The 20803-nt window shown below is 37.0% G+C and carries 23 protein-coding genes and 2 riboswitches; of the genes, 21 read left to right on the forward strand and 2 right to left on the reverse strand.

Going from position 1 to position 20803, the window contains the following annotated elements; translation table 11 throughout:
• Window positions 1–36 precede the first annotated feature (36 nt).
• From leuB to BPMYX0001_RS06500, 15 genes are all read left to right on the forward strand, one after another.
• Complete coding sequence (gene leuB, locus BPMYX0001_RS06435; RefSeq protein ID WP_003196166.1) at window positions 37–1101, forward strand: 3-isopropylmalate dehydrogenase; 1065 nt, start codon at window positions 37–39, stop codon at window positions 1099–1101.
• Window positions 1101–2495 carry a 3-isopropylmalate dehydratase large subunit gene (gene leuC, locus BPMYX0001_RS06440; RefSeq protein ID WP_006094147.1) on the forward strand — a complete coding sequence of 465 codons (1395 nt, stop codon included), beginning with the start codon at window positions 1101–1103 and terminating at the stop codon, window positions 2493–2495. Before leuB ends, leuC begins: the two co-directional genes overlap by 1 nt.
• Window positions 2473–3051: a 3-isopropylmalate dehydratase small subunit gene (gene leuD, locus BPMYX0001_RS06445; protein WP_018764205.1), complete on the forward strand. Its 579-nt coding sequence runs from the start codon at window positions 2473–2475 to the stop codon at window positions 3049–3051. The genes leuC and leuD overlap by 23 nt, the downstream gene beginning before the upstream one ends.
• 350 nt (window positions 3052–3401) lie before the next feature.
• Complete coding sequence (hisZ, locus tag BPMYX0001_RS06450) at window positions 3402–4664, forward strand: ATP phosphoribosyltransferase regulatory subunit (RefSeq protein WP_006094148.1); 1263 nt, start codon at window positions 3402–3404, stop codon at window positions 4662–4664.
• On the forward strand, window positions 4640–5275 hold the full coding sequence (hisG, locus tag BPMYX0001_RS06455) for an ATP phosphoribosyltransferase (RefSeq protein WP_018764206.1): 636 nt from the start codon (window positions 4640–4642) through the stop codon (window positions 5273–5275). The genes hisZ and hisG overlap by 25 nt, the downstream gene beginning before the upstream one ends.
• 14 nt (window positions 5276–5289) lie before the next feature.
• Window positions 5290–6579 (forward strand): histidinol dehydrogenase, encoded by a 1290-nt coding sequence (gene hisD / locus BPMYX0001_RS06460; protein ID WP_006094149.1) that lies wholly within the window; start codon window positions 5290–5292, stop codon window positions 6577–6579.
• On the forward strand, window positions 6579–7163 hold the full coding sequence (gene hisB / locus BPMYX0001_RS06465; protein ID WP_006094150.1) for an imidazoleglycerol-phosphate dehydratase HisB: 585 nt from the start codon (window positions 6579–6581) through the stop codon (window positions 7161–7163). The genes hisD and hisB overlap by 1 nt, the downstream gene beginning before the upstream one ends.
• Window positions 7164–7793, forward strand: coding sequence for an imidazole glycerol phosphate synthase subunit HisH (gene hisH / locus BPMYX0001_RS06470; RefSeq protein ID WP_006094151.1), 630 nt, complete (start codon window positions 7164–7166; stop codon window positions 7791–7793).
• Entirely contained in the window at window positions 7766–8485 is a 720-nt protein-coding gene (hisA, locus tag BPMYX0001_RS06475; RefSeq protein ID WP_018781017.1) for a 1-(5-phosphoribosyl)-5-[(5-phosphoribosylamino)methylideneamino]imidazole-4-carboxamide isomerase, read from the forward strand. The genes hisH and hisA overlap by 28 nt, the downstream gene beginning before the upstream one ends.
• Complete coding sequence (gene hisF / locus BPMYX0001_RS06480) at window positions 8479–9237, forward strand: imidazole glycerol phosphate synthase subunit HisF (RefSeq protein WP_018764211.1); 759 nt, start codon at window positions 8479–8481, stop codon at window positions 9235–9237. The genes hisA and hisF overlap by 7 nt, the downstream gene beginning before the upstream one ends.
• Window positions 9234–9539: a phosphoribosyl-AMP cyclohydrolase gene (gene hisI / locus BPMYX0001_RS06485; protein ID WP_016114006.1), complete on the forward strand. Its 306-nt coding sequence runs from the start codon at window positions 9234–9236 to the stop codon at window positions 9537–9539. The genes hisF and hisI overlap by 4 nt, the downstream gene beginning before the upstream one ends.
• 12 nt (window positions 9540–9551) lie before the next feature.
• Window positions 9552–9875 (forward strand): phosphoribosyl-ATP diphosphatase, encoded by a 324-nt coding sequence (hisE, locus tag BPMYX0001_RS06490; protein WP_006094152.1) that lies wholly within the window; start codon window positions 9552–9554, stop codon window positions 9873–9875.
• A 12-nt stretch (window positions 9876–9887) separates the two neighbouring features.
• Complete coding sequence (locus tag BPMYX0001_RS06495; protein ID WP_006094153.1) at window positions 9888–10910, forward strand: histidinol phosphate phosphatase domain-containing protein; 1023 nt, start codon at window positions 9888–9890, stop codon at window positions 10908–10910.
• Window positions 10911–10979: 69 nt separating this feature from the next.
• Window positions 10980–11144 carry a DUF4025 domain-containing protein gene (locus BPMYX0001_RS30365; RefSeq protein WP_003196190.1) on the forward strand — a complete coding sequence of 55 codons (165 nt, stop codon included), beginning with the start codon at window positions 10980–10982 and terminating at the stop codon, window positions 11142–11144.
• Between the two features lie 150 nt (window positions 11145–11294).
• Window positions 11295–12266 (forward strand): 2-hydroxyacid dehydrogenase family protein, encoded by a 972-nt coding sequence (locus tag BPMYX0001_RS06500; RefSeq protein WP_006094154.1) that lies wholly within the window; start codon window positions 11295–11297, stop codon window positions 12264–12266.
• 30 nt (window positions 12267–12296) lie between these two features.
• Here BPMYX0001_RS06500 and pssA read toward each other — a convergent pair whose 3' ends face one another.
• Together pssA and BPMYX0001_RS06510 are read right to left on the reverse strand one after the other, a co-directional pair.
• Complete coding sequence (gene pssA, locus BPMYX0001_RS06505; RefSeq protein WP_026008425.1) at window positions 12297–13004, reverse strand: CDP-diacylglycerol--serine O-phosphatidyltransferase; 708 nt, start codon at window positions 13002–13004, stop codon at window positions 12297–12299.
• A 379-nt stretch (window positions 13005–13383) separates the two neighbouring features.
• On the reverse strand, window positions 13384–15270 hold the full coding sequence (locus tag BPMYX0001_RS06510; protein WP_033798754.1) for an LTA synthase family protein: 1887 nt from the start codon (window positions 15268–15270) through the stop codon (window positions 13384–13386).
• A gap of 207 nt (window positions 15271–15477) precedes the next feature.
• On the opposite strand from BPMYX0001_RS06510, the gene BPMYX0001_RS06515 reads away from it, so the two are divergent.
• The 6 genes from BPMYX0001_RS06515 (at window position 15478) to cysC (ending at window position 20795) form a co-directional block, all read left to right on the forward strand.
• Complete coding sequence (locus tag BPMYX0001_RS06515; RefSeq protein ID WP_018764216.1) at window positions 15478–15870, forward strand: DUF3888 domain-containing protein; 393 nt, start codon at window positions 15478–15480, stop codon at window positions 15868–15870.
• 88 nt (window positions 15871–15958) lie between these two features.
• Window positions 15959–16141, forward strand: a riboswitch (Lysine riboswitch).
• Between the two features lie 331 nt (window positions 16142–16472).
• The gene (gene lysA, locus BPMYX0001_RS06520; RefSeq protein WP_018764217.1) at window positions 16473–17789 is read left to right on the forward strand and encodes a diaminopimelate decarboxylase; all 1317 of its coding nucleotides are present in this window, start codon (window positions 16473–16475) and stop codon (window positions 17787–17789) included.
• Between the two features lie 106 nt (window positions 17790–17895).
• Window positions 17896–18004: riboswitch (SAM riboswitch) on the forward strand.
• A gap of 69 nt (window positions 18005–18073) precedes the next feature.
• The gene (locus BPMYX0001_RS30370) at window positions 18074–18217 is read left to right on the forward strand and encodes a YezD family protein (RefSeq protein ID WP_003196202.1); all 144 of its coding nucleotides are present in this window, start codon (window positions 18074–18076) and stop codon (window positions 18215–18217) included.
• Between the two features lie 85 nt (window positions 18218–18302).
• The gene (locus BPMYX0001_RS06525; protein WP_006094159.1) at window positions 18303–19007 is read left to right on the forward strand and encodes a phosphoadenylyl-sulfate reductase; all 705 of its coding nucleotides are present in this window, start codon (window positions 18303–18305) and stop codon (window positions 19005–19007) included.
• Between the two features lie 45 nt (window positions 19008–19052).
• The gene (sat, locus tag BPMYX0001_RS06530) at window positions 19053–20189 is read left to right on the forward strand and encodes a sulfate adenylyltransferase (protein WP_033798755.1); all 1137 of its coding nucleotides are present in this window, start codon (window positions 19053–19055) and stop codon (window positions 20187–20189) included.
• Window positions 20190–20201: 12 nt separating this feature from the next.
• Complete coding sequence (gene cysC / locus BPMYX0001_RS06535) at window positions 20202–20795, forward strand: adenylyl-sulfate kinase (protein WP_006094163.1); 594 nt, start codon at window positions 20202–20204, stop codon at window positions 20793–20795.
• The last annotated feature ends 8 nt before the right edge of the window (window positions 20796–20803 follow it).

Genomic DNA, 20803 nt, shown 5'->3' on the forward strand with positions numbered 1-20803 from the left:
ATAATCAGTAAAATTATAAAAAAGGGGTGCTGATCATTGGAAAAACGTATTGTTTGTTTAGCGGGTGATGGTGTTGGACCAGAAATTATGGAGAGTGCCAAGGAAGTTTTACACATGGTAGAAAGGTTATATGGTCACCGTTTTTATTTACAAGATGAACAATTTGGAGGCGCTGCGATTGATTCGTTTGGGCAACCATTGCCGTCAAGAACATTAGCAGCATGTTTAGCGAGTGACGCTGTATTACTAGGTGCGGTTGGTGGACCTCGCTGGGATGAAGCGAAAGAAAGACCGGAAAAAGGATTGCTGGCGCTTCGAAAAGGGCTTGGTGTATTTGCTAATGTTCGTCCTGTCACTGTAGATGCAGCAACTGCTCATTTATCCCCATTGAAGGCGGCTGATGAGGTGGATTTTGTTGTCGTTCGTGAGTTAACAGGAGGGATTTATTTCTCCTTTCCAAAAGAAAAAACAGAAGAGGTAGCAACAGATACACTTACTTATCATCGTCATGAAATTGAGCGCATTGTTTCTTACGCTTTTCAATTGGCAAGTAAACGTCGTAAAAAAGTTACTTCCATTGATAAAGCAAATGTTTTAGAGTCGAGTAAACTTTGGAGGGAAGTAACAGAAGAAGTAGCACTTCGCTATCCGAATATTGAACTTGAACATATTTTAGTAGACGCAGCTGCTATGGAGTTGATTCGTAATCCGGGCCGGTTTGATGTCATAGTAACTGAGAATTTATTTGGGGATATTTTAAGTGATGAAGCCTCTGTATTAGCAGGGTCTTTAGGGATGCTTCCATCGGCGAGTCATGCAGAGAATGGACCTTCGCTATATGAACCAATTCACGGATCAGCACCAGATATTGCAGGGAAAAATAAAGTGAATCCAATTGCAATGATGCGTTCAGTTGCAATGATGCTTGGGCAATCTTTTGATTTAAGAAGAGAAGGAGAAGCGATTGAAGAAGCAATTTCTGCTGTTCTCCGATTGGGGAAATGTACAGCTGATATAGGTGGAAATGAAACAACATCGTCTTTTACAAAATATGTACTACAAGAAATGGAAGAACAAGCGCTAGTAGGGAGAGGGAGATAATGGCAAAAAGGTTACTAGATAAACTGTGGGAGAGACACGTTGTTACAACAAATGAAAATGGGTTAGATTTATTATATATTGACCTTCATCTCGTGCATGAAGTAACATCACCGCAAGCCTTTGAGGGCTTGCGGCTTGCAAATCGGAATGTTCGGAGACCAGATTTAACATTTGCAACGATGGATCATAATATTCCAACAAAAGATGTTTGGAACATTACAGATCGTATTGCTAAGCAACAATTAGATACGCTTCGTGAAAATTGTAAGCAATTTAATATTCCGTTGGCGGATATTGATGATGAAAATCAAGGGATTGTTCATGTTATTGGTCCAGAGCTAGGACTTACACAACCGGGAAAGACCATTGTATGTGGCGATAGTCATACGGCAACACATGGAGCCTTTGGAGCGTTGGCGTTTGGGATCGGTACAAGTGAAGTCGAGCATGTATTAGCAACTCAAACATTGTGGCAGAGCAAGCCGAAAGCGCTGGGGATTGAATTAAAAGGGAAATTACCTAAAGGAGTATATGCAAAAGATATAATTTTACACCTTCTAGCTACATATGGGGTAGCAGTTGGAACTGGATATGTGATGGAGTTTTACGGAGAAGCAATTACAAATATGGAAATGGAAGAGCGTATGACACTTTGTAATATGGCGATTGAAGGTGGAGCAAAAGCAGGGATTATTGCGCCGGATGAGAAAACATTTGCTTATGTAAAAGGGCGTGAGTATGCGCCGGAAGAGTTTGACTTGGCAGTGGCGAATTGGAGGGAATTCTATACTGAGCCAGATGCAATATATGATACTTATATTTTGGTAGATGTTGCTGAACTAGCGCCATATGTAACATGGGGAACAAACCCGAGTATGGGTATGCGTATTGATGAACAGTTACCAGAAACACGTGATAAAAATGATGAACGAGCTTTTGCATATATGGGGCTTCAGTCAGGACAAAGTGCATTTGAAATTCCAGTTCAGCATGTATTTATTGGTTCCTGTACAAATTCCCGTTTATCAGATTTAGAAATTGCCGCAGCTGTTGTAAAAGGAAAGAAGGTAAAAGAAGGAGTGCGAGCACTTGTTGTACCAGGATCCAAACGAGTACGAAAAGCAGCGATGGAAAAAGGACTGCATCGTATATTTGAAGAAGCTGGATTTGAATGGAGAGAGCCTGGGTGTTCTATGTGTCTGGGGATGAATCCAGATCAAGTGCCTGAGGGAGAGCATTGTGCATCTACTTCCAATCGGAATTTTGAAGGACGACAAGGGAAGGGTGCGAGAACACATTTAGTCAGCCCTGCGATGGCGGCCGCAGCAGCGCTTTATGGTCATTTCGTTGATGTGAGAAAGGAGAGTTATGATGGAGCCATTTCATATTCATAAAGGTACTGTTGCTGTACTAATGAATGATAACATTGATACAGATCAAATCATTCCAAAACAGTATTTAAAGAGGATTGAACGAACTGGTTTTGGGAAATTTTTATTTGATGAATGGCGTTATGAGGACGACAGGAAAGAGAATCCAGATTTCCCACTAAATGCACCTGAGCGAAAAGGAGCAAGCATATTAATTACAGGTGAAAATTTCGGCTGTGGTTCATCAAGAGAGCATGCGCCATGGGCACTTGCTGACTATGGATTTCGTGTTATTATCGCGGGGGGATTTGCAGACATTTTTTATATGAATTGTACGAAAAATGGTATGCTTCCTATCATTATGGAAAAGGAAATGCGTGAAAAGCTAGCAGCTGTGGATCCAAGAGATGTGATAGAAGTTGATTTAGAGAATGAAGTGATTACAACTCCGCTACATCGTTTTCATTTTACAATCGAAAAGATGTGGAAAGAAAAGCTATTAAGTGGTTTAGATGAAATCGGAATCACGCTTCAATATGAACAAAACATTGAAGAATATGAACGAGAAACAGCTCGCTAATTTGTTTAGTGAGCTGTAATAAAAAACACAAAAAGGTTTGAATTTTGTTTACATTCTGAATTCTGTGTTATATACTATGTGAAAATAAGAGGAGAAAGGGAGTAAGGATAATGTTTACATTACAATCTATCAATATGCTTACACAACTACATCATCATACATAAACCCTTGAACCTAGCGTGAACAACGTGTAGGTACAAGGGTTATTCCCGTTGTACCTACATCCTATGAAGGGGCCTTGTAGGTATTTTTTCTACAAGGCTCTTTTTATTTTGTTCGTGATTGTTCTAGTGTGCATACACTAGAAGGGGAAAGTTTGGTGAACAGAATTGAAAGGAGTGTAAAGCAGTATGACAAAATGGAAACGAGCAAATCCAGATGGAACAAGAGATTATGTATTTGAAGAGTGTACATTAATAGAAGAAGTTGAACAAAAATTACGACGTACTTTTTTAGAAAGAGGCTATGAGGAAATACGAACGCCTACGATTGAATTTTATGATGTCTTTTCTTTTCGGAATCGGCCGATAGATGAAGAGAAAATGTATAAGTTTTTTGACCAACAGGGACGCATTATCGTGTTAAGGCCTGATATGACAATTCCACTTGCAAGAGTAATAGGAACCCACGGTGAGGAAGCGCCTGTAAAATTAACATACAGCGGGAACGTGTTTCGAGCGAATGAATCACTATCTGGAAAATACAATGAAATCATTCAAACAGGTATTGAAATAATTGGGATTGATAATATACGTGCTGAAATTGAATGTATCGTAAGTGCAATTCATGCTCTTCAAGCTGTAGGGATTCAGGCTTTTACAATAGAATTAGGGCAAGTTCAGTTATACAAATGTATTGTTAAAAAGCTGTCATTTGGAGAAGAAGAGGAGTCGCTCTTACGTACGTATATTGAAAGTAAAAATTATGCAGAGTTATCCCGTTTTTTACAAGAAAAGAATTTAGATCGACGTGATGAAACTGTACAGTTACTTGAAAAATTACCAAGATTATTCGGAAAACTCGAAGTAATTGAAGAAGCGGAAAAGCTTGCTTCAAACTATGAGATGAAGCAAGCAATCGCGCGGATAAAAGAAATCTATAAAACGATTGAAAAATTAGGATATGGTTCGTATATATCAATTGATCTTGGGATGATTCAACATTTGCATTATTATACAGGAGTTATTTTTAGAGGTTATATATATGATGTTGGGGGAGAAATTGTTAGTGGCGGAAGATATGATGAATTGCTTGGTAATTTTGGAGAACCGATGTCAGCAGTCGGCTTAGCTGTACAAGTAAATCAAATTGTCCGGACATTACAAGAACAGCAAAAACAATTCAAACGAAAAAAATTAGATATGATCATTCATTATTCTTTGGATAGGATAGCAGAAGCAGAAAGACTATGTGGTTTACTTCAGAAAGATGGGTGGAAAGTGGAATTATCTATGTTTGAGAATTTGCAAGATACATTTCAGTTTGCGAAGAAGAAAGGGATTATAAAAGTGATCGAAGCGACTGGAAAAGCATTAGTGGAATATGTGTGGAAAGAAAAATGGGTGATACAGAAAGAAGGGGAAACCTCATGCGTAACATTCAAATTGCGTTAACAAAGGGGAGGCTTGAAAAACATGTCATTCCACTGTTTGAAAAGATTGGGATTGATTGTTCGGAACTGATGGATAAAGGAAGAAAGCTTGTATTCCAAAGCGCTAGTAGGAATGTTTCATTCATTCTAGTGAAAGCAGTAGATGTTGCAACTTATGTGGAACATGGTGTTGCAGACATTGGTATTGTTGGAAAAGATATTTTAATGGAATATGAGAAAGATATATATGAAATGGTGGATTTAGAAGTAGGATGTTGTAAGTTTTGTGTCGCTTCTATCCCAACATATAATCCGAAAGGCTATCGGAAAAAGAGAATTGCTACAAAATATCCGCATATTACTTCCACTTATTTTCGTGATAAGGGAGAAGATGTAGAAATTATTAAAATAGAAGGTTCGGTAGAAATCGCTCCACTTCTTGGATTAGCAGATGCGATTGTTGATATTGTAGAGACGGGAAAAACATTACAAGAAAATGGATTGATTGTATTTGAAGAAATGTATTCAATATCAGCTCGCATGATTGTAAATAAAGCTGCTTTAAAAACAAAAAAAGACGAAATATTCGATATTATCAATAATATGGAGTGTGTAATCACTGCAGATAAATAAAGGAGGGACCCTGGGTGGAGGTAATATCTGAAAACTACACGGAAGCGCTGAAGAGAATAAAACAGTTAAGAGAACAGGCTAATATAATAGAAGAAACTGTACAGATACGCGTAAGAGAAATTGTTGAGCGGGTGAGAGAAAGGAAAGATGAGGCGCTATTTTCTTATACAAAAACTTTTGATGGAATTGAATTACAAAAGTTACGTGTTGCAAAAGAAGAAATTGAAAAAGCGAGTGAATATGTAGAATCTTCATTTCTAGAAGCATTGCAATGCGCAAAGAAAAACATCATCTCATACCATGAAAAACAAAAAAGGCAATCCTTTTTAGATTGTGAAAACGAAGGTGTGATTCGTGGGCAACTGATTAGACCATTGCAAACAGTTGGTGTATATGTACCAGGAGGAACTGCATCTTATCCGTCATCGGTACTCATGAATGTATTACCTGCTAAAATTGCCGGTGTTCAGAAAGTTGTAATGGTAACACCACCAGGGAAAGAGGGAATAGATCCACATATTTTAGCAGCTGCTGAAATTGCCGGTGTAGATGAAATTTATACCGTAGGTGGTGCACAAGCTATAGCGGCATTAGCATATGGGACGGAATCGATTCCGAAAGTCGATAAAATTGTCGGTCCAGGGAATATATATGTGGCTTTTGCAAAACGTGAGGTATTTGGAGCTGTTCATATCGATATGATTGCTGGACCATCTGAAATCGTTGTAATTGCTGACAAAACTGGAAATGCGTCTTTTATCGCAGCAGACTTATTATCTCAAGCTGAGCATGATGTGAGGGCAACAGCGATTTGTATTACAACTTGTGTAGAACTTGCTAAAGAGATAGAAAGAGAAATAAAGCAGCAACTTCGAGTATTACCAAGAAGTGAAATAGCTCGTGAGTCGATAGAAAGAAACGGAGCAATTCTCGTTGTTCCTTCGCTAAATCACGCGTTTCAATTGTCGAATGAAATAGCACCGGAGCATTTAGAGTTGCATATAAATGAGCCGATGAATGCCTTGGCATATATTCAGCATGCGGGTTCGATTTTTATTGGACCGTATGCCCCAGAGCCTCTTGGAGACTATTTTGCAGGACCGAATCATGTACTGCCAACAAGCGGAACAGCGCGTTTCTTTTCGCCGTTATCAGTTGATGATTTTGTGAAAAAATCGAGCTTTGTATCATATACAAAAGAAGCGTTACAAAACGTTCAACACCATATTACAATGCTCGCCGATAAAGAGGGATTACACGCGCACGCGAGAGCAATTCAAATTCGATTTGAGGAGGAGAAATAATGCGTGAGGCAAGTCAAGTACGGGGAACGACAGAAACAAAAATTAAACTGAGTTTACACTTAGATGAAAGTACAGACGTTTCAATTCAAACAGGGGTTGGATTCTTTGATCATATGCTAACTTTGTTTGCGAAGCATGGCAGATTTGGTTTGCAAATTGAAGCAGAAGGTGATGTGTTTGTTGACGCTCATCATACTGTTGAAGATGTTGGGATTGTGCTTGGAAACTGTTTGAAAGAAGCATTGCAAAATAAAGAAGGTATTAACCGCTATGGAGCAGCATATGTACCAATGGATGAAGCATTAGGTTTTGTAGCGATTGATATAAGTGGACGATCTTATCTTGTCTTTCAAGGTGAATTGAAAAACCCTAAGTTAGGAGATTTTGATACAGAACTGACAGAAGAGTTTTTCAGAGCGGTTGCTCATGCAGCGAATATAACACTACATGCTCGCATTTTATATGGCAGTAATACCCACCACAAAATTGAAGCGTTATTTAAAGCGTTTGGACGTGCACTGCGTGAAGCGGTAGACAAAAATGACAAAATTGTTGGTGTAAACTCTACGAAAGGACTGTTGTAATTGATTGCAATTGTAGATTATGGAATGGGGAATATTCGCAGTGTTGAACAAGCGTTAACACGTATTGGGGCTGAGCATATTGTAACAGATGATAAAGAGAGGATATTACAAAGTGACGGTGTGATCTTACCAGGAGTTGGGGCTTTTCCAAAAGCGATGATCGCTTTGCAGGAAAAAGATCTTGTTTCAGTGATTCAAGAAATTGGAGTGCAAGGAAAACCACTCCTTGGCATTTGTTTAGGGATGCAGCTTTTATTTGAAGAAAGTGAAGAAATAGAGAGAACGAAAGGGTTAGGTTTGTTGCCAGGACTAATTCGAAAGCTGGAAGTTCCTTATAAAATCCCGCATATGGGTTGGAATCAATTAAAGAAGAAACGAGAAATTAAGTTGTGGAATGAAGTAGAAGATGGTTCATTTGTGTATTACGTTCATTCCTACTATGCAGATTGTCCAAGTGAGATTGTATGTGGCAGTAGTGACTATAAGATTGATATTCCAGGGATTGTTGCGAAAGGAAATATATTTGGGGCACAGTTTCACCCTGAAAAAAGCGGTGATATCGGAATACAAATGTTAAGAAATTTTAAAGGAGTGGTAGAATCATGGAAATCTTCCCAGCTATCGATTTAAAACAAGGACGGTGTGTTAGGCTTTATCAAGGAGAATTTAATAAAGAAACAGTTATGAATGAAGATCCAGTTGCTCAAGCATTATTGTTTGAAAAATTAGGAGCAAGAACATTGCACATTGTTGATCTAGATGGAGCGGTTGCAGGTCAATCAATGAATCTTTCCGTAATTGAGGATATATGTAAAGCAGTTCGAATTCCGGTTCAAGTAGGCGGAGGAATACGTTCTCTCGAAACGGTTGAAATGTTACTGTCAGTAGGAGTGAAAAAAGTCATTTTAGGAACGGCAGCATTGTATGATCGTCCTTTTTTAGAAGAAGCAGTTCGTTTATATGGAGAAAACATTATTGTTGGTATTGATGCGAAAAACGGTTACGTTGCAACGAGAGGCTGGTTAGATGTATCTGAAATTTCTTATATCGACCTTGCGAAGAAAATGGAAAGTGTCGGCGTACAAACAATCATTTTTACAGATATTGCAAAAGACGGTACGTTAGAGGGTCCGAACTTTGAGCAATTGCAATTACTACAGAAGGCGGTGGCAATCCGTATTGTTGCATCAGGCGGCGTATGCTCATTGCAAGATGTACAGAAGTTAAACGATATGAATGTATATGGCGTTATTATTGGAAAAGCGCTATATAAAAAAACAATTGATTTAGAAGAGGCATTGCAGGTGACAAAGATATGTTAACGAAGCGAATTATTCCATGTTTAGATGTGAAAGGCGGCCGCGTTGTAAAGGGCGTGAATTTTGTAGGATTACAAGATGTTGGTGATCCTGTTGAAATAGCTGCTTTGTATAATAAAGCAGGTGCAGATGAAATTGTTTTTTTAGATATTACGGCGACGCATGAGGGGAGAAAAACAATTATAGATGTTGTAGAGAGAGCGGCGTCGAAAGTGTTTATTCCGCTTACAGTAGGTGGCGGGATTGCAACTGTTCAAGATATGTATGCCTTGCTAAGAGCAGGCGCGGACAAAATTTCACTTAACTCAGCGGCAGTACGAAATCCAAATTTAATTGAGGAAGGTGCCGAACATTTCGGTTCTCAATGTATTGTGGTCGCAATTGATGCAAGGGAAGTAAAAGAAAATAAATGGAATGTATATGTAAACGGTGGACGGATTGATACGGGAATCGATGCTGTACAATGGGCAAAACAGATAGAACAGTTAGGAGCTGGTGAAATTTTACTTACGAGTATGGATGCAGATGGGACGAAGGATGGCTATGATATTCGTTTAACAGAAACAATTTCAGAAGCTGTTTCGATTCCAGTTATTGCGTCAGGAGGATGTGGAAGCGCAGAGCATATTGTAAAGGTGTTTCAAAAAACATCGGTAAATGCAGCATTAGCAGCCTCTATTTTTCACTATGGTGAGGCAACAGTGCAAGAGGTGAAGCGAAAATTACAAGAAGCGAAAATTGAGGTGAGAATATGACACCTGATTTCTCCAAGGGATTGTTGCCAGCTGTTGTGGTAGAAGAAGAAACAAAAGAAGTTTTGATGCTAGCATATATGAATGAAGAAGCATATAAAAAAACGTTAGAAACGAAGAAAACATGGTTTTATTCACGTTCGCGGCAAGCGTTATGGAACAAAGGAGAAACGTCTGGGCACATGCAGTATGTTCAGTCTCTTTATTTAGATTGTGATCAAGATTCGATTGTAATTATTGTTAAGCAAGTAGGACCAGCTTGTCATACAGGAGAGAAAACATGCTTTCATTATAAAATCATATAGGGGGACCTGAGGATGGAAGACGTACTGAAGTCTTTATATGAAACCATTGAGCAGCGTAAAGAAAGTCCAATTTCGGAATCATATACAAATTATTTATTTACAAAAGGTGAAGATAAGATTTTAAAAAAAATAGGGGAAGAGTGTACAGAAGTGGTAATCGCTGCAAAAAATGATGATAAAGAAGAACTTATAAAAGAAATGGTCGATGTGATTTATCATTGCTTTGTTTTACTAGCCGCAAAAAATATTCCATTAGAAGATGTGTTAGAAGAAGTGAAAGAGAGACAAGGAAAGCTCTCAAAAACAGGAGAGCGTAAAGAAATTGATACGTTATAAGGGGGGGGAACTATGAAAGTGGATTATCACCTTCATTTAGAAGAGGGGCCGTATTCGCTAGGGTGGTTGGCGAGAATAAATCAATCAATAGAATATTATCAACCGTTAGAAGAAGAGCGGCATTCGATTGAATGGCTTATGAAAACACAAGAACGCTTGCAAAAAAGAGTACAAGAGGGTCCATTTACAATAGAGTGGATTGATTTCTATTTAGAAGAAGCACTGCGAAAAGGAATAAAAGAAGTTGGTATTGTTGATCACTTATATCGTTTTTATGAGGCGAAGGAATATTATGAGAAATATGTAGACATTAGTGAGTCAAAGCTCGGTCGTCTGCAGAAAGAATGGCTAGATCAAGTGCGAGTAGCATCGATTTCTGATTTTACAAAAGCAATCCAAGAGGCAAAGGAGCGCTGGAGAAAAAGAGGAGTAGTACTGCGTCTAGGGATTGAAGCTGATTATTTTATGGGTGGGGAAGATGAATTACAAAAATTATTGGCATTAGGAGATTGGGATTACGTAATTGGTTCTGTGCATTTTATTGATGGATGGGGATTTGATAACCCAGATACGAAAGAATATTTCGAAAACCATCAGCTAAGTACATTGTATGATGTATTTTTCACAACAGTTGAAAAGGCCGTTCGTTCGAGAGTGTTTGATATTGTAGCGCATCTTGATAATATAAAAGTATTTAATTATCGATTAGATGAAAATGTACAGATTCCACATTACGAAAGAATTGCTAAGGCATTAATAGAAACAAATACAGCAACGGAAGTAAATGCTGGATTATATTATCGTTATCCTGTTCGAGAGATGTGTCCAAGTCCACTTTATTTACAAGTGTTGGCAAAATATAAAGTGCCAATTACTCTTTCATCAGATGCTCATTACCCAAATGATTTAGGAAATTATGTCCAAGAAAATGTGAAAACATTACGTAATCATGGTATTTCTCATGTTGCTACATTTGAAAAACGGGTGAGGAAGATGCAACTGCTTGAAGAAGAATCGGTAATTGTTTCAAAGTAAAACATGATTTCGTGATGAAAACCTTTCTTTTTGCTCAAAATAAGAAAGAATGATAAAGGAGGGTTTTAAATGGTAAAACAAAATAATAAACAGAGTATGAAAGTGACGAATCAAAGTTATACTTCCCAAACGAACGAGGAAGTTGATTCTGTAGTACAAGAACAAATTAGTGATACGGTAGCAGAGGGAACGATTGATGCAAAGCTGGGAAAACAATCTAGTGAAGAACAATAAGTAAAAGGGGAGATATCCATCTCCCCTTTTCTTATGAGAAAAAGTGTCGATTTTCAAAACTGTAATCAAATTTCTTGGCTTTTTTGACATAGATTTCTTACAATAAAATGTAAGGAAGTTCTCATTTTTAAATAGAAGAGGTGCTTAGTAATGGCGAAAATATTAGTAGCAGGAAATATTCCAGAAATCGGATTACAGTTATTACAAAATCATGAAATAGAAATGTATGACAAAGAAGAGTTAATCAGTACCGAAGAATTAGCAAAGCGAGTTAAGGATAAAGATGCACTGTTAAGTTTACTTTCTACAAAGGTAACAAAAGAAGTGATTGATGCAGCATCAAATTTGAAAATTATTGCCAACTATGGTGCAGGTTACGATAATATTGCTTACAAGTATGCAGCAGAAAAAGGAGTTGTAGTTACAAATACACCGAAAGTTTCAACAGAAGCAACAGCAGAGTTAACATTTGCTATTCTTTTAGCGGCTGCAAGACGAATTCCAGAAGGAGATACACTATGTCGTACAGTGGGATTTAATGGCTGGGCACCACTCTTTTTCCTCGGCCGAGAAGTATATGGGAAAACAATTGGAATCATCGGTCTTGGTGAAATTGGAAAAGCAGTTGCGAAACGTGCAAAAGCATTTGGAATGAATGTGATGTATACAGGTCCAAACCGTAAGTATGAGACAGAAAGTGAAATAGAAGCAACATATGTAACATTAGAAGAACTATTACAAACAGCAGACTTTATTACGATTAATTGTGCGTATAATCCAAGTCTTCATCATATGATTAATGAAGAACAATTTAAAATGATGAAGAAAACAGCATATATTATAAATGCAGCACGTGGTCCAATTATGAATGAACTAGCGCTTGCTCATGCGTTAGAGACAAATGAAATTGAAGGGGCAGCTCTTGATGTATTTGAGTTTGAACCGAAAATTACAGAGAGATTAAAGGGACTGAAAAATATTGTCCTTACTCCGCATGTTGGAAACGCAACATTTGAAACTCGTGACGCTATGGCTGAAATGGCAGTGCGTAACATTTTAGCTGTATTAGAAGGAGAAGAACCATTAACACCTGTAAACCAAAAGGAATTTGTTACAAAATAGAAAGAACCCTTCCAACTGGAAGGGTTCTTTCTATTTTTCTTTATTTGCTCGTTTTTTATGAGAAGGTCTTTGCCTAATAAATTGAGATAACATAAACAAAATATAAAGTGGAATAGCAATGAATAGAAATACTGAAATGTTGCCAAAACTTGTTTTATACATTGTATAAATACTGCCAATTAAAAATAGTGTAACAATGATACTGTATCGTGGAATTGGCACATCTTTTAAACTTGGGATGCGAATACGGCTTACCATTAAAAATGCAAACGTTACAAATACTGTAATGAGGACAATTTTTGGAATGGTATGTGAAAACAATGTTAAGAAGGCAACAAGTCCTCCTGCTGCAGTAATAGGAACGCCAGTGAAATATTTCATAGAAGTAGAGGAAGGCGTTACATTGAATCTTGCTAAGCGATATGCTCCGAACAGAGGGAATAGGCCTGCTATGTATAGTCCGATAATTCCGTAATTGGAAAAGGAAGTGTAGTACATTAAAACTGCAGGCGCAGCACCGAATGTTACAACATCTGCGAGTGAATCAAGTTCTTTTCCCATTTGTGAATCAACACGCAATAAACGAGCAACCCGACCATCAAGACTATCTAACATCATCCCGATTAGTACTAAAATAGCAGCTGGTTTATAATACCCTAAAGATGCATAGCCGATTGATAAAAATCCACTGTATAAATTTCCGAGCGTAAATAAGTTTGGAATTGCTGCTCTATACAAAATCTGATCCCTTGCTTTCTGTAATAAATTCTTAATTAGTGTATGAAAGTTTACTTGTTTTATCATAACATAAATTTCTTTCCACGTACGAAAAAATTCCCATTTTGTGAAAGATTTCATCAAGTGAAATCGTATTCAGTGATGTGGTTCATTAAGGCAGGCTTTCATGAGTAGTTTATCCCTTGTCTAACTTTTTTATCATTTTAACCGAGAAGACCCCCTCCTCTAAACGAAGTGAAGGTGGGGGGAGTTCAATTCTACTGAGCTTTGAGTTGGGGAGAGATTTTGTTAGATAAGATCATCATGTTTATGAAAGGGTAAAAATTTAATTAAGAAATAAGCAACCTCAAATTGTTATCATTTAAGGTTGCTTTTAGGGTTATTCAAATTTAGTTATCATTGTTCCCGTTTTGTATTTATTGTTAGGATCAAATCGTAATAAATCGCCATAGATAAGTTTATCAGAATAACTTAATTCTGTTTTTGATTTTTCAATATATGGCTGGCAAATTGCTAAATCAATAGATTCACCTGTGCTTTTTTTATAGCACATATTTTTTGTATAAACATAATCGTTTGTTACGAAACTACCATCACGCATAATCATAAGTGGATGCTCATTTTTTGCAAATAAATCGGTACCAAACTCAATGGATTGGTTTGTTTTGACACCAAGTAAATGGAGCAATGTTGGTTTTATATCGATTTGTCCAGATACTTTAGAAATAACTTTTCCTTCTTGACCAGGTACATGAATAATAAGTGGTACACGTTGCAATTGCATCGAATCAAATGGAGTTATGGATTCTTTACCGAGAAATTGTGCCATAGCAGCATTATGATTTTCAGAAATACCGTAATGATCTCCGTAAATAACAATAACTGAGTTATCGTATAACCCTTCATCTTTTAATCGATTGATAAATAGTTTCAGAGATTCATCTGTATAGCGAACGGTTGGGAAATAACGATTTAGTACACCACTCTCAGAATTATACTCATTAATATATTGATCTTCTGGATTTAAAAGAAATGGGAAATGATTTGTTAATGTAATAAATTTTGTATAAAACGGTTGTGGTAAAGATTTAAGCTTGGAGATCGATTGTTCAAAGAACTCTTTATCTTTTAGTCCCCATCCAACAGACATTTGTTCTGTTCCTGTATAATCATTTAGGTTAAAATAACGATCGTATCCGAGTGCTGGATACATTACATCACGATTCCAGAAAGTTTTATCATTCGAATGGAAGACTGCGGAATAATATCCATATTTTTTTAACTGCTCAGGAGTTGCTGTGTACTCATTGTTTGCATGTGTAAAGAATACAGAGCCACGGTCTAATGGATATAATGAATTTTCTACAATAAATTCGGCATCGGATGTTTTTCCTTGTCCAGTTTGATGATAAAAGTTATCGAAGTAATAACTATCTTTTATAAATTGATTTAAAAATGGAGTAATTTCTTTTCCATTTATTTTTTTGTTGATAACAAAATTTTGTGTAGATTCCATTGAAATTAAAATGACATTTTTTCCTTTTGCAACTCCAAATAAACTTTTATCAGCTTGTTTATTTTTTGAATTCACGTAGTTTTTAATCTCAGAAAAACCGTCTCCACTTGCAAATACACGCTCTGCAGAAGATTTAGACTGAAGTGTAATGTCAAATAGATGATATGTGTATAAACCAAGATTTTTCACAACGGTTTGACGATCAAAAGAGTGTGAAAATAACTGCGGTTTATGAACGACAGAAACAATAACTTGCAATGCTAACAGAGCTGTTATACCACTAAAAAAGCTTTGTTTTTCAGAGCGAGATAGTGGCGTATTATCACAAAATTTCGGGAACTTACGTAAAATAAACATTAGAATAATTGCATCCGCAAATAGAAGTAATGTCTTGTACGTAAATAGTTCTTTAATACTGGTTCCTAAATCAGCCATGTTATTTGTTTGGAATAAAACAGGGAATGTGACAAAGTCATTATAAAAACCGTAGAACATCGCGTTTCCAAATAAAATAAATGACAGCAAAAAGCTGATTCCAATAATAATTCGATTTCGATACTTTGATGCTAATAAAGCTAGACCAAAAAATAAAAGCAATGAAGCAATTGGATTAAACAAAAGCATCATTTCTTCAAAGAAGCTATCAATTTTAATATCGAAGGCTAGCTTGTACACTATATATGTTTTTATCCATAATAAAACGACTGCAACAAGTGCAAATCGTAATTTTGGAAACAAATGTTGTAGCATAACATACTCCTCTCCTACTGTAAGTGACGGTTCTAGTGATTGTAGTTCTAATGATAGAAGTTTCACTTTAAATATACGAACAGTCGTATATCTTTATGTACTATTATACGAAAACAAAGCAGAATTGTGGATAATTTTTATAAGAATTGGTTAGAAAAAGAGAAAACGGAGACAATAACCATATCGCATTTTGATACGGAGGTTATGATGAAAAAGTTATTTTGTTTCATATGTAGTGGTTTTTTATTCTTTTCTACCCCTACAGTTTTTGCTGCACAATATGATGCGCCATTATTAGAAGATGCTCTTTATTCCGTTTTGTTTCCGCAAATAAATGTAGCGATTGAGAAGCATTATGGGAAACAAAAACCGTATGAATGCCCGAAGATTGTTAGTTTGAAAAAAATGTATAGTGGTACATATTTATTTCAAGCGGTAATTGAAGTGACGAAATATGAAGCCATAGGTGGGAAAGTACTTCCGCCATTCGAAAAAATAAGAATTACGTTTAATAATGATGAGGGAGAATGGACTGTGAAAAAAATAGATATAAAGCGCTTACCAGATGATACGAAATTAAATTGTAAAAAAACAATGTGAAAAATTGTTTGACAAATAATTTATTCGTTTGGTATTGTTAATACCAATATAAGATGTTTGAAAATTAAATAGACTTACCTCATCTACTCTCAAAGGTAGAGGCCGCGATAGGAAAGAGTAAGCTATGGGAGATTTAGTGGAATCTGTGATCATAGATTGAAAGGGACTATTGCCGAAATATAAGAGTGACCACGTCATTCATATATTGGGACTGCATTGAATAAATGTAGTACTGTCATAAGATTTTATTTTATGGAGAGCTATTTGGAGATGTTGATGCGGTTTCTTATTTGAGAAGATAACAACTCGTTTATTTTTTCATGATACATTATTCCTAATAAGAAACGCGTGTGAACATTGTTCCGCGCGTTTTTTGTTTACCCCGCTTTAACGGGCAGTAGGATCTCATATCTTAACATTCTGAGAAAACAAAGAAGTTAGGTGGAGGATCAACTGCCCGTAAAAGCCCGATTGGTGAAGGCTAATAATCATTTGGGATGAAACTCCCACTGAATAAAGTTTCACTTTATCTAAAAACGCGCTGCAATGAATAGAAGAAGATTGGGGTTATGAGTTTTAGAGGAAATAAGGGAGGAATTCAAATGTATTTACACGGCACAAGCCGAATCAATGAGCAAGGACACTTAGAAATTGGAGGATGCGATACAACGCAGCTAGCTAAACAGTATGGGACCCCACTTTATGTATACGATGAGGCTTCTATTCGGGAAAAATGCCGCGCGTTTCATCGTGCTTTCCAGGAAAGTGGATTCTCTTACCAAGTAGCGTATGCAAGTAAAGCGTTCTTGTGCATGGAGATGTGCCGAGTAGCTCGTGAAGAAAATATGTCTTTAGATGTTGTTTCTGGGGGCGAATTGTATACTGCTTTGCAAGCTGGTTTTCCTGCATCACGCATTCATTTTCATGGTAATAATAAGACCGAAGAAGAGATTGTCATGGCGCTGCAAGCAGATGTTGGCTGCTTTGTGGTAGATAATTTCTTTGAAATGGAAATATTACATGACTTAGCACAGCAGTATGGAAAAATTGTAAATATATTAATTCGAGTTACACCTGGAGTAGAGGCGCATACACATGAATATATTACAACAGGGCAAGATGATTCGAAATTTGGTTTTGGAGTTTCGGCTGGTCAGGCAATGCAGGCGATTCGAATAGCGCTAGAGAAATCAAATTATAATGTGTTAGGTATTCATTCACATATTGGGTCACAAATTTTTGAAACAGCAGGATTTGTTCGAGCGGTTGAAGTATTGCATAATTTTTTAGAAGAGATAAGGGAGCAGACTGGTTATGTTGTAACGGTGTTAAATGTTGGTGGAGGTTTTGGTATTCGTTATACGGAAGCTGATAGACCACTTACCCTTGAAACATATGTGCATGCTGTAACAGATGCAGTGAGAGAACAATTTACAAGAAATAATTATCCACTTCCTGAAATATGGATTGAACCAGGTCGTAGTATTGTTGGGGATGCAGGAACAACAATTTATACAGTAGGAGCTGTAAAAGATATCCCTGGCATTCGTAAATATGTGTCAGTCGATGGGGGAATGACAGATAATTTAAGACCAGCTTTATATGGAGCTCGTTATGAGGCGATGCTAGCAAATCGAGGGAAAGAAGAGGCTGAAGAAGTTGTTTCAATTGCTGGAAAGTGTTGTGAGAGTGGAGATATGCTTATTTGGGATATAGAACTGCCGCAAGTTGCTACAGCAGATTTGTTAGCGATCTCTTGTACAGGAGCATATGGATATTCTATGGCTAATAATTATAATCGTATTCGCAGACCGGCTGTAGTATTTGCAAAAGGTGGGGCATCACAAATTGTTGTTGAACGTGAAACATATGAAAATATAATTGGGAACGATCGCATACGTATAAAAGAGCTTGTGTAATGATAAAAGGAGTTGTTCAAATAGAGCAACCCCTTTTTAAAAATATAAAATATATCGGAAAACTAGGATTGAAAAAAATCAGAATTATGATAAAATACAAATACAAAGCTTATCAAGAGAAGCGGAGGGAACTGGCCCTACGAAGCTCAGCAACCTGCTTATAAGAAGCAAGGTGCTAAGTCCAGCAAAATGGCATCCATTTTGAAAGATAAGGTAAATATATTACCGAACAGTCTTTTCGAAATGGAAAAGATTTTTTTTATGAATAAAAAGGGGGGCTGTTCGTGGGAGTGCGTGGACATTTTGACGAAGTAGCTGAGAAAATTCAAACGATGCTTGCGGATATGAAATATGGTTCTATTACAATTGTTGTGCAAGATGGAAAAGTGATTCAGCTTGAAAAAAGTGAAAAGGTACGCTTAAAGTAAAAAGCGCTGACTAGAAAAACTAGAGGCGGTTTTAATCTATTTTATTAGGTTAAAACCGTCTTTTTGCGTTACAGGGGGGGAGAACATGCTGACGTATGAAACGTGGAAAGAGGATTTCGTTTCTTTTTTTGAGAAAGATGAAACAAAAGGAGCGTTACAAGTATTAGAGTGGGCCTATAAACATTATGAAAATGAAATTGTATACGCATGTAGCTTTGGTGTAGAGGGGATGGTGTTGTTACATCTTATAAACCAAGTAAATCCATCTGCAAAAGTTGTATTTTTAGATACAAACGTTCATTTTCAAGAAACATACGATTTAATTAAACGGGTGCGCGAAAGGTTTCCGGATCTTGAAATTATTGAAAAGCAACCCTTGCTAACACTTGAGGAGCAAGCAAAAAAGCATGGGGATCGTTTGTGGGAACATAATCCGAATCTTTGTTGTAAATTAAGGAAAATTTTATCACTTGAAGAATCTTTATCGAATGGAAAAGCGTGGATATCAGGGCTAAGAAGGGAACAATCTGAAACGCGTAAACATACAAGGTTTATAAATCAGGATCACCGCTTCCAATCTATTAAAATTTGTCCGCTTATTCATTGGACGTGGAAGGAAGTGTGGCGTTATGTATATAAGCATGATTTGCCTTATAATCCATTGCACGACATGGGTTACCCAAGTATAGGGTGTGAAAAATGTACGTTACCTGTGGGAGAGGGGCGAGATTCAAGGGATGGACGATGGGCTGGAAAGATGAAAACGGAATGTGGCCTTCATGATCAATAAGGACATGGTTGATTTTAAATATATGTGAAAGAGGCGGACAGGGGAATGAGTAAAACCAAAATATTAGTAAATCGTATTGATGAAACATATGAAATAAAGGGGATTACAAAAGAAATTGAATTGGACAAAATTGCTTTAAGTGATTTAGAGCTTATTGCAATAGGTGGTTATAGCCCGCTTACTGGATTTTTAGGGAAGAAAGATTATCAATCTGTTATAGAAAACATGCGTTTAGTAAGTGGTGATGTATGGAGTATACCTATTACACTACCAATAACAGAAGAGAAGGCGAAGCAATTAAAAATTGGTGAAGAGGTTCGTCTTGTCAAAGAAAGGACCACATATGGTGTGATTCAAATAGAAGATATTTTTACACCGGATAAAGACAAGGAAGCATTGCTTGTTTATAAAACGACTGATACTGCCCATCCAGGTGTGAAAAAGTTACATGATCGACCAAATGTTTATGTTGGAGGAACAATTACGCTTGTGAAGCGTTTTGAAAATGATAAGTTTGCTTCTTATCATTTAGATCCAAGTGAAACACGTGCAGAGTTTGCAAAACGTGGCTGGAAAACAGTGGTAGGTTTTCAAACGAGAAATCCTGTTCATCGTGCACATGAATATATTCAAAAGTCTGCACTGGAAATTGTAGATGGCTTATTTTTAAATCCGCTCGTTGGTGAAACGAAATCAGATGATATTCCAGCTGATGTACGTATGGAAAGTTATGAAGTGCTTTTGAAAAATTATTATCCGAGTGACCGTGTCTTTTTAAGTGTTTTTCCAGCAGCAATGCGCTATGCGGGACCACGTGAAGCGATATTTCACGCACTGGTTAGAAAAAACTTTGGTTGTACACACTTCATTGTGGGACGTGATCATGCTGGGGTAGGGAATTATTACGGTACGTACGAAGCGCAAGAGATTTTTACGAATTTTACAGTAGAAGAGTTAGGGATTGCACCACTCTTCTTTGAACATAGTTTTTACTGTACAAAATGTGAGGCGATGGCCTCTACAAAAACATGTCCGCACAGTAAAGAAGAACATGTTATTTTATCAGGGACGAAAGTAAGAGAAATGTTGCGAAATGGAGAAATTCCACCAAGTGAATTTAGCCGTAAAGAAGTTATAGAAATATTAATTCGTGGTTTACAAAAAGAAGTCGTTACAAAATAAGGAGAGAGTAGGATGGAAACAAATATCACTTGGCATACAGCATCTGTTTTAAAAGAGGAAAGACGAAAGAAAAGTGGTCACCACAGTTTTGTCCTTTGGTTCACAGGCTTATCAGCTTCTGGAAAATCAACAGTAGCAAATGCGGTTGCCCGAAAATTATTTGAAAAAAATATTGGTAATTATGTACTCGATGGCGATAATATTCGTCATGGTTTAAATAAAGATTTAGGATTTTCCGAAAGTGATCGGACAGAAAATATTCGTCGTATTGGTGAAGTGGCGAAGTTATTTGTAGATCAAGGGACAATTGTATTAACAGCATTTATTTCTCCATTTCGAGTGGATCGCCAGCAAGTAAGGGATATTCTTGAAAAGGACGAATTTCTCGAAGTGTTTGTAAAGTGTCCAATAGAAGAATGTGAGAAACGTGATCCGAAAGGGCTCTATAAAAAAGCGAGGCAAGGTGATATTAAGCAATTTACCGGCATTGATTCGCCATATGAAGAGCCGTTTGGAGCAGAAGTGGTTGTAGAAACGCAGCTTTATTCGATTGAACAATGTGCAGAACAAATCATCGGTTACTTACAAGAGCGTAGCTTTATATAGGGGGAATA

Source organism: Bacillus pseudomycoides DSM 12442, assembly GCF_000161455.1.
Classification (GTDB): Bacteria; Bacillota; Bacilli; order Bacillales; family Bacillaceae_G; genus Bacillus_A; species Bacillus_A pseudomycoides.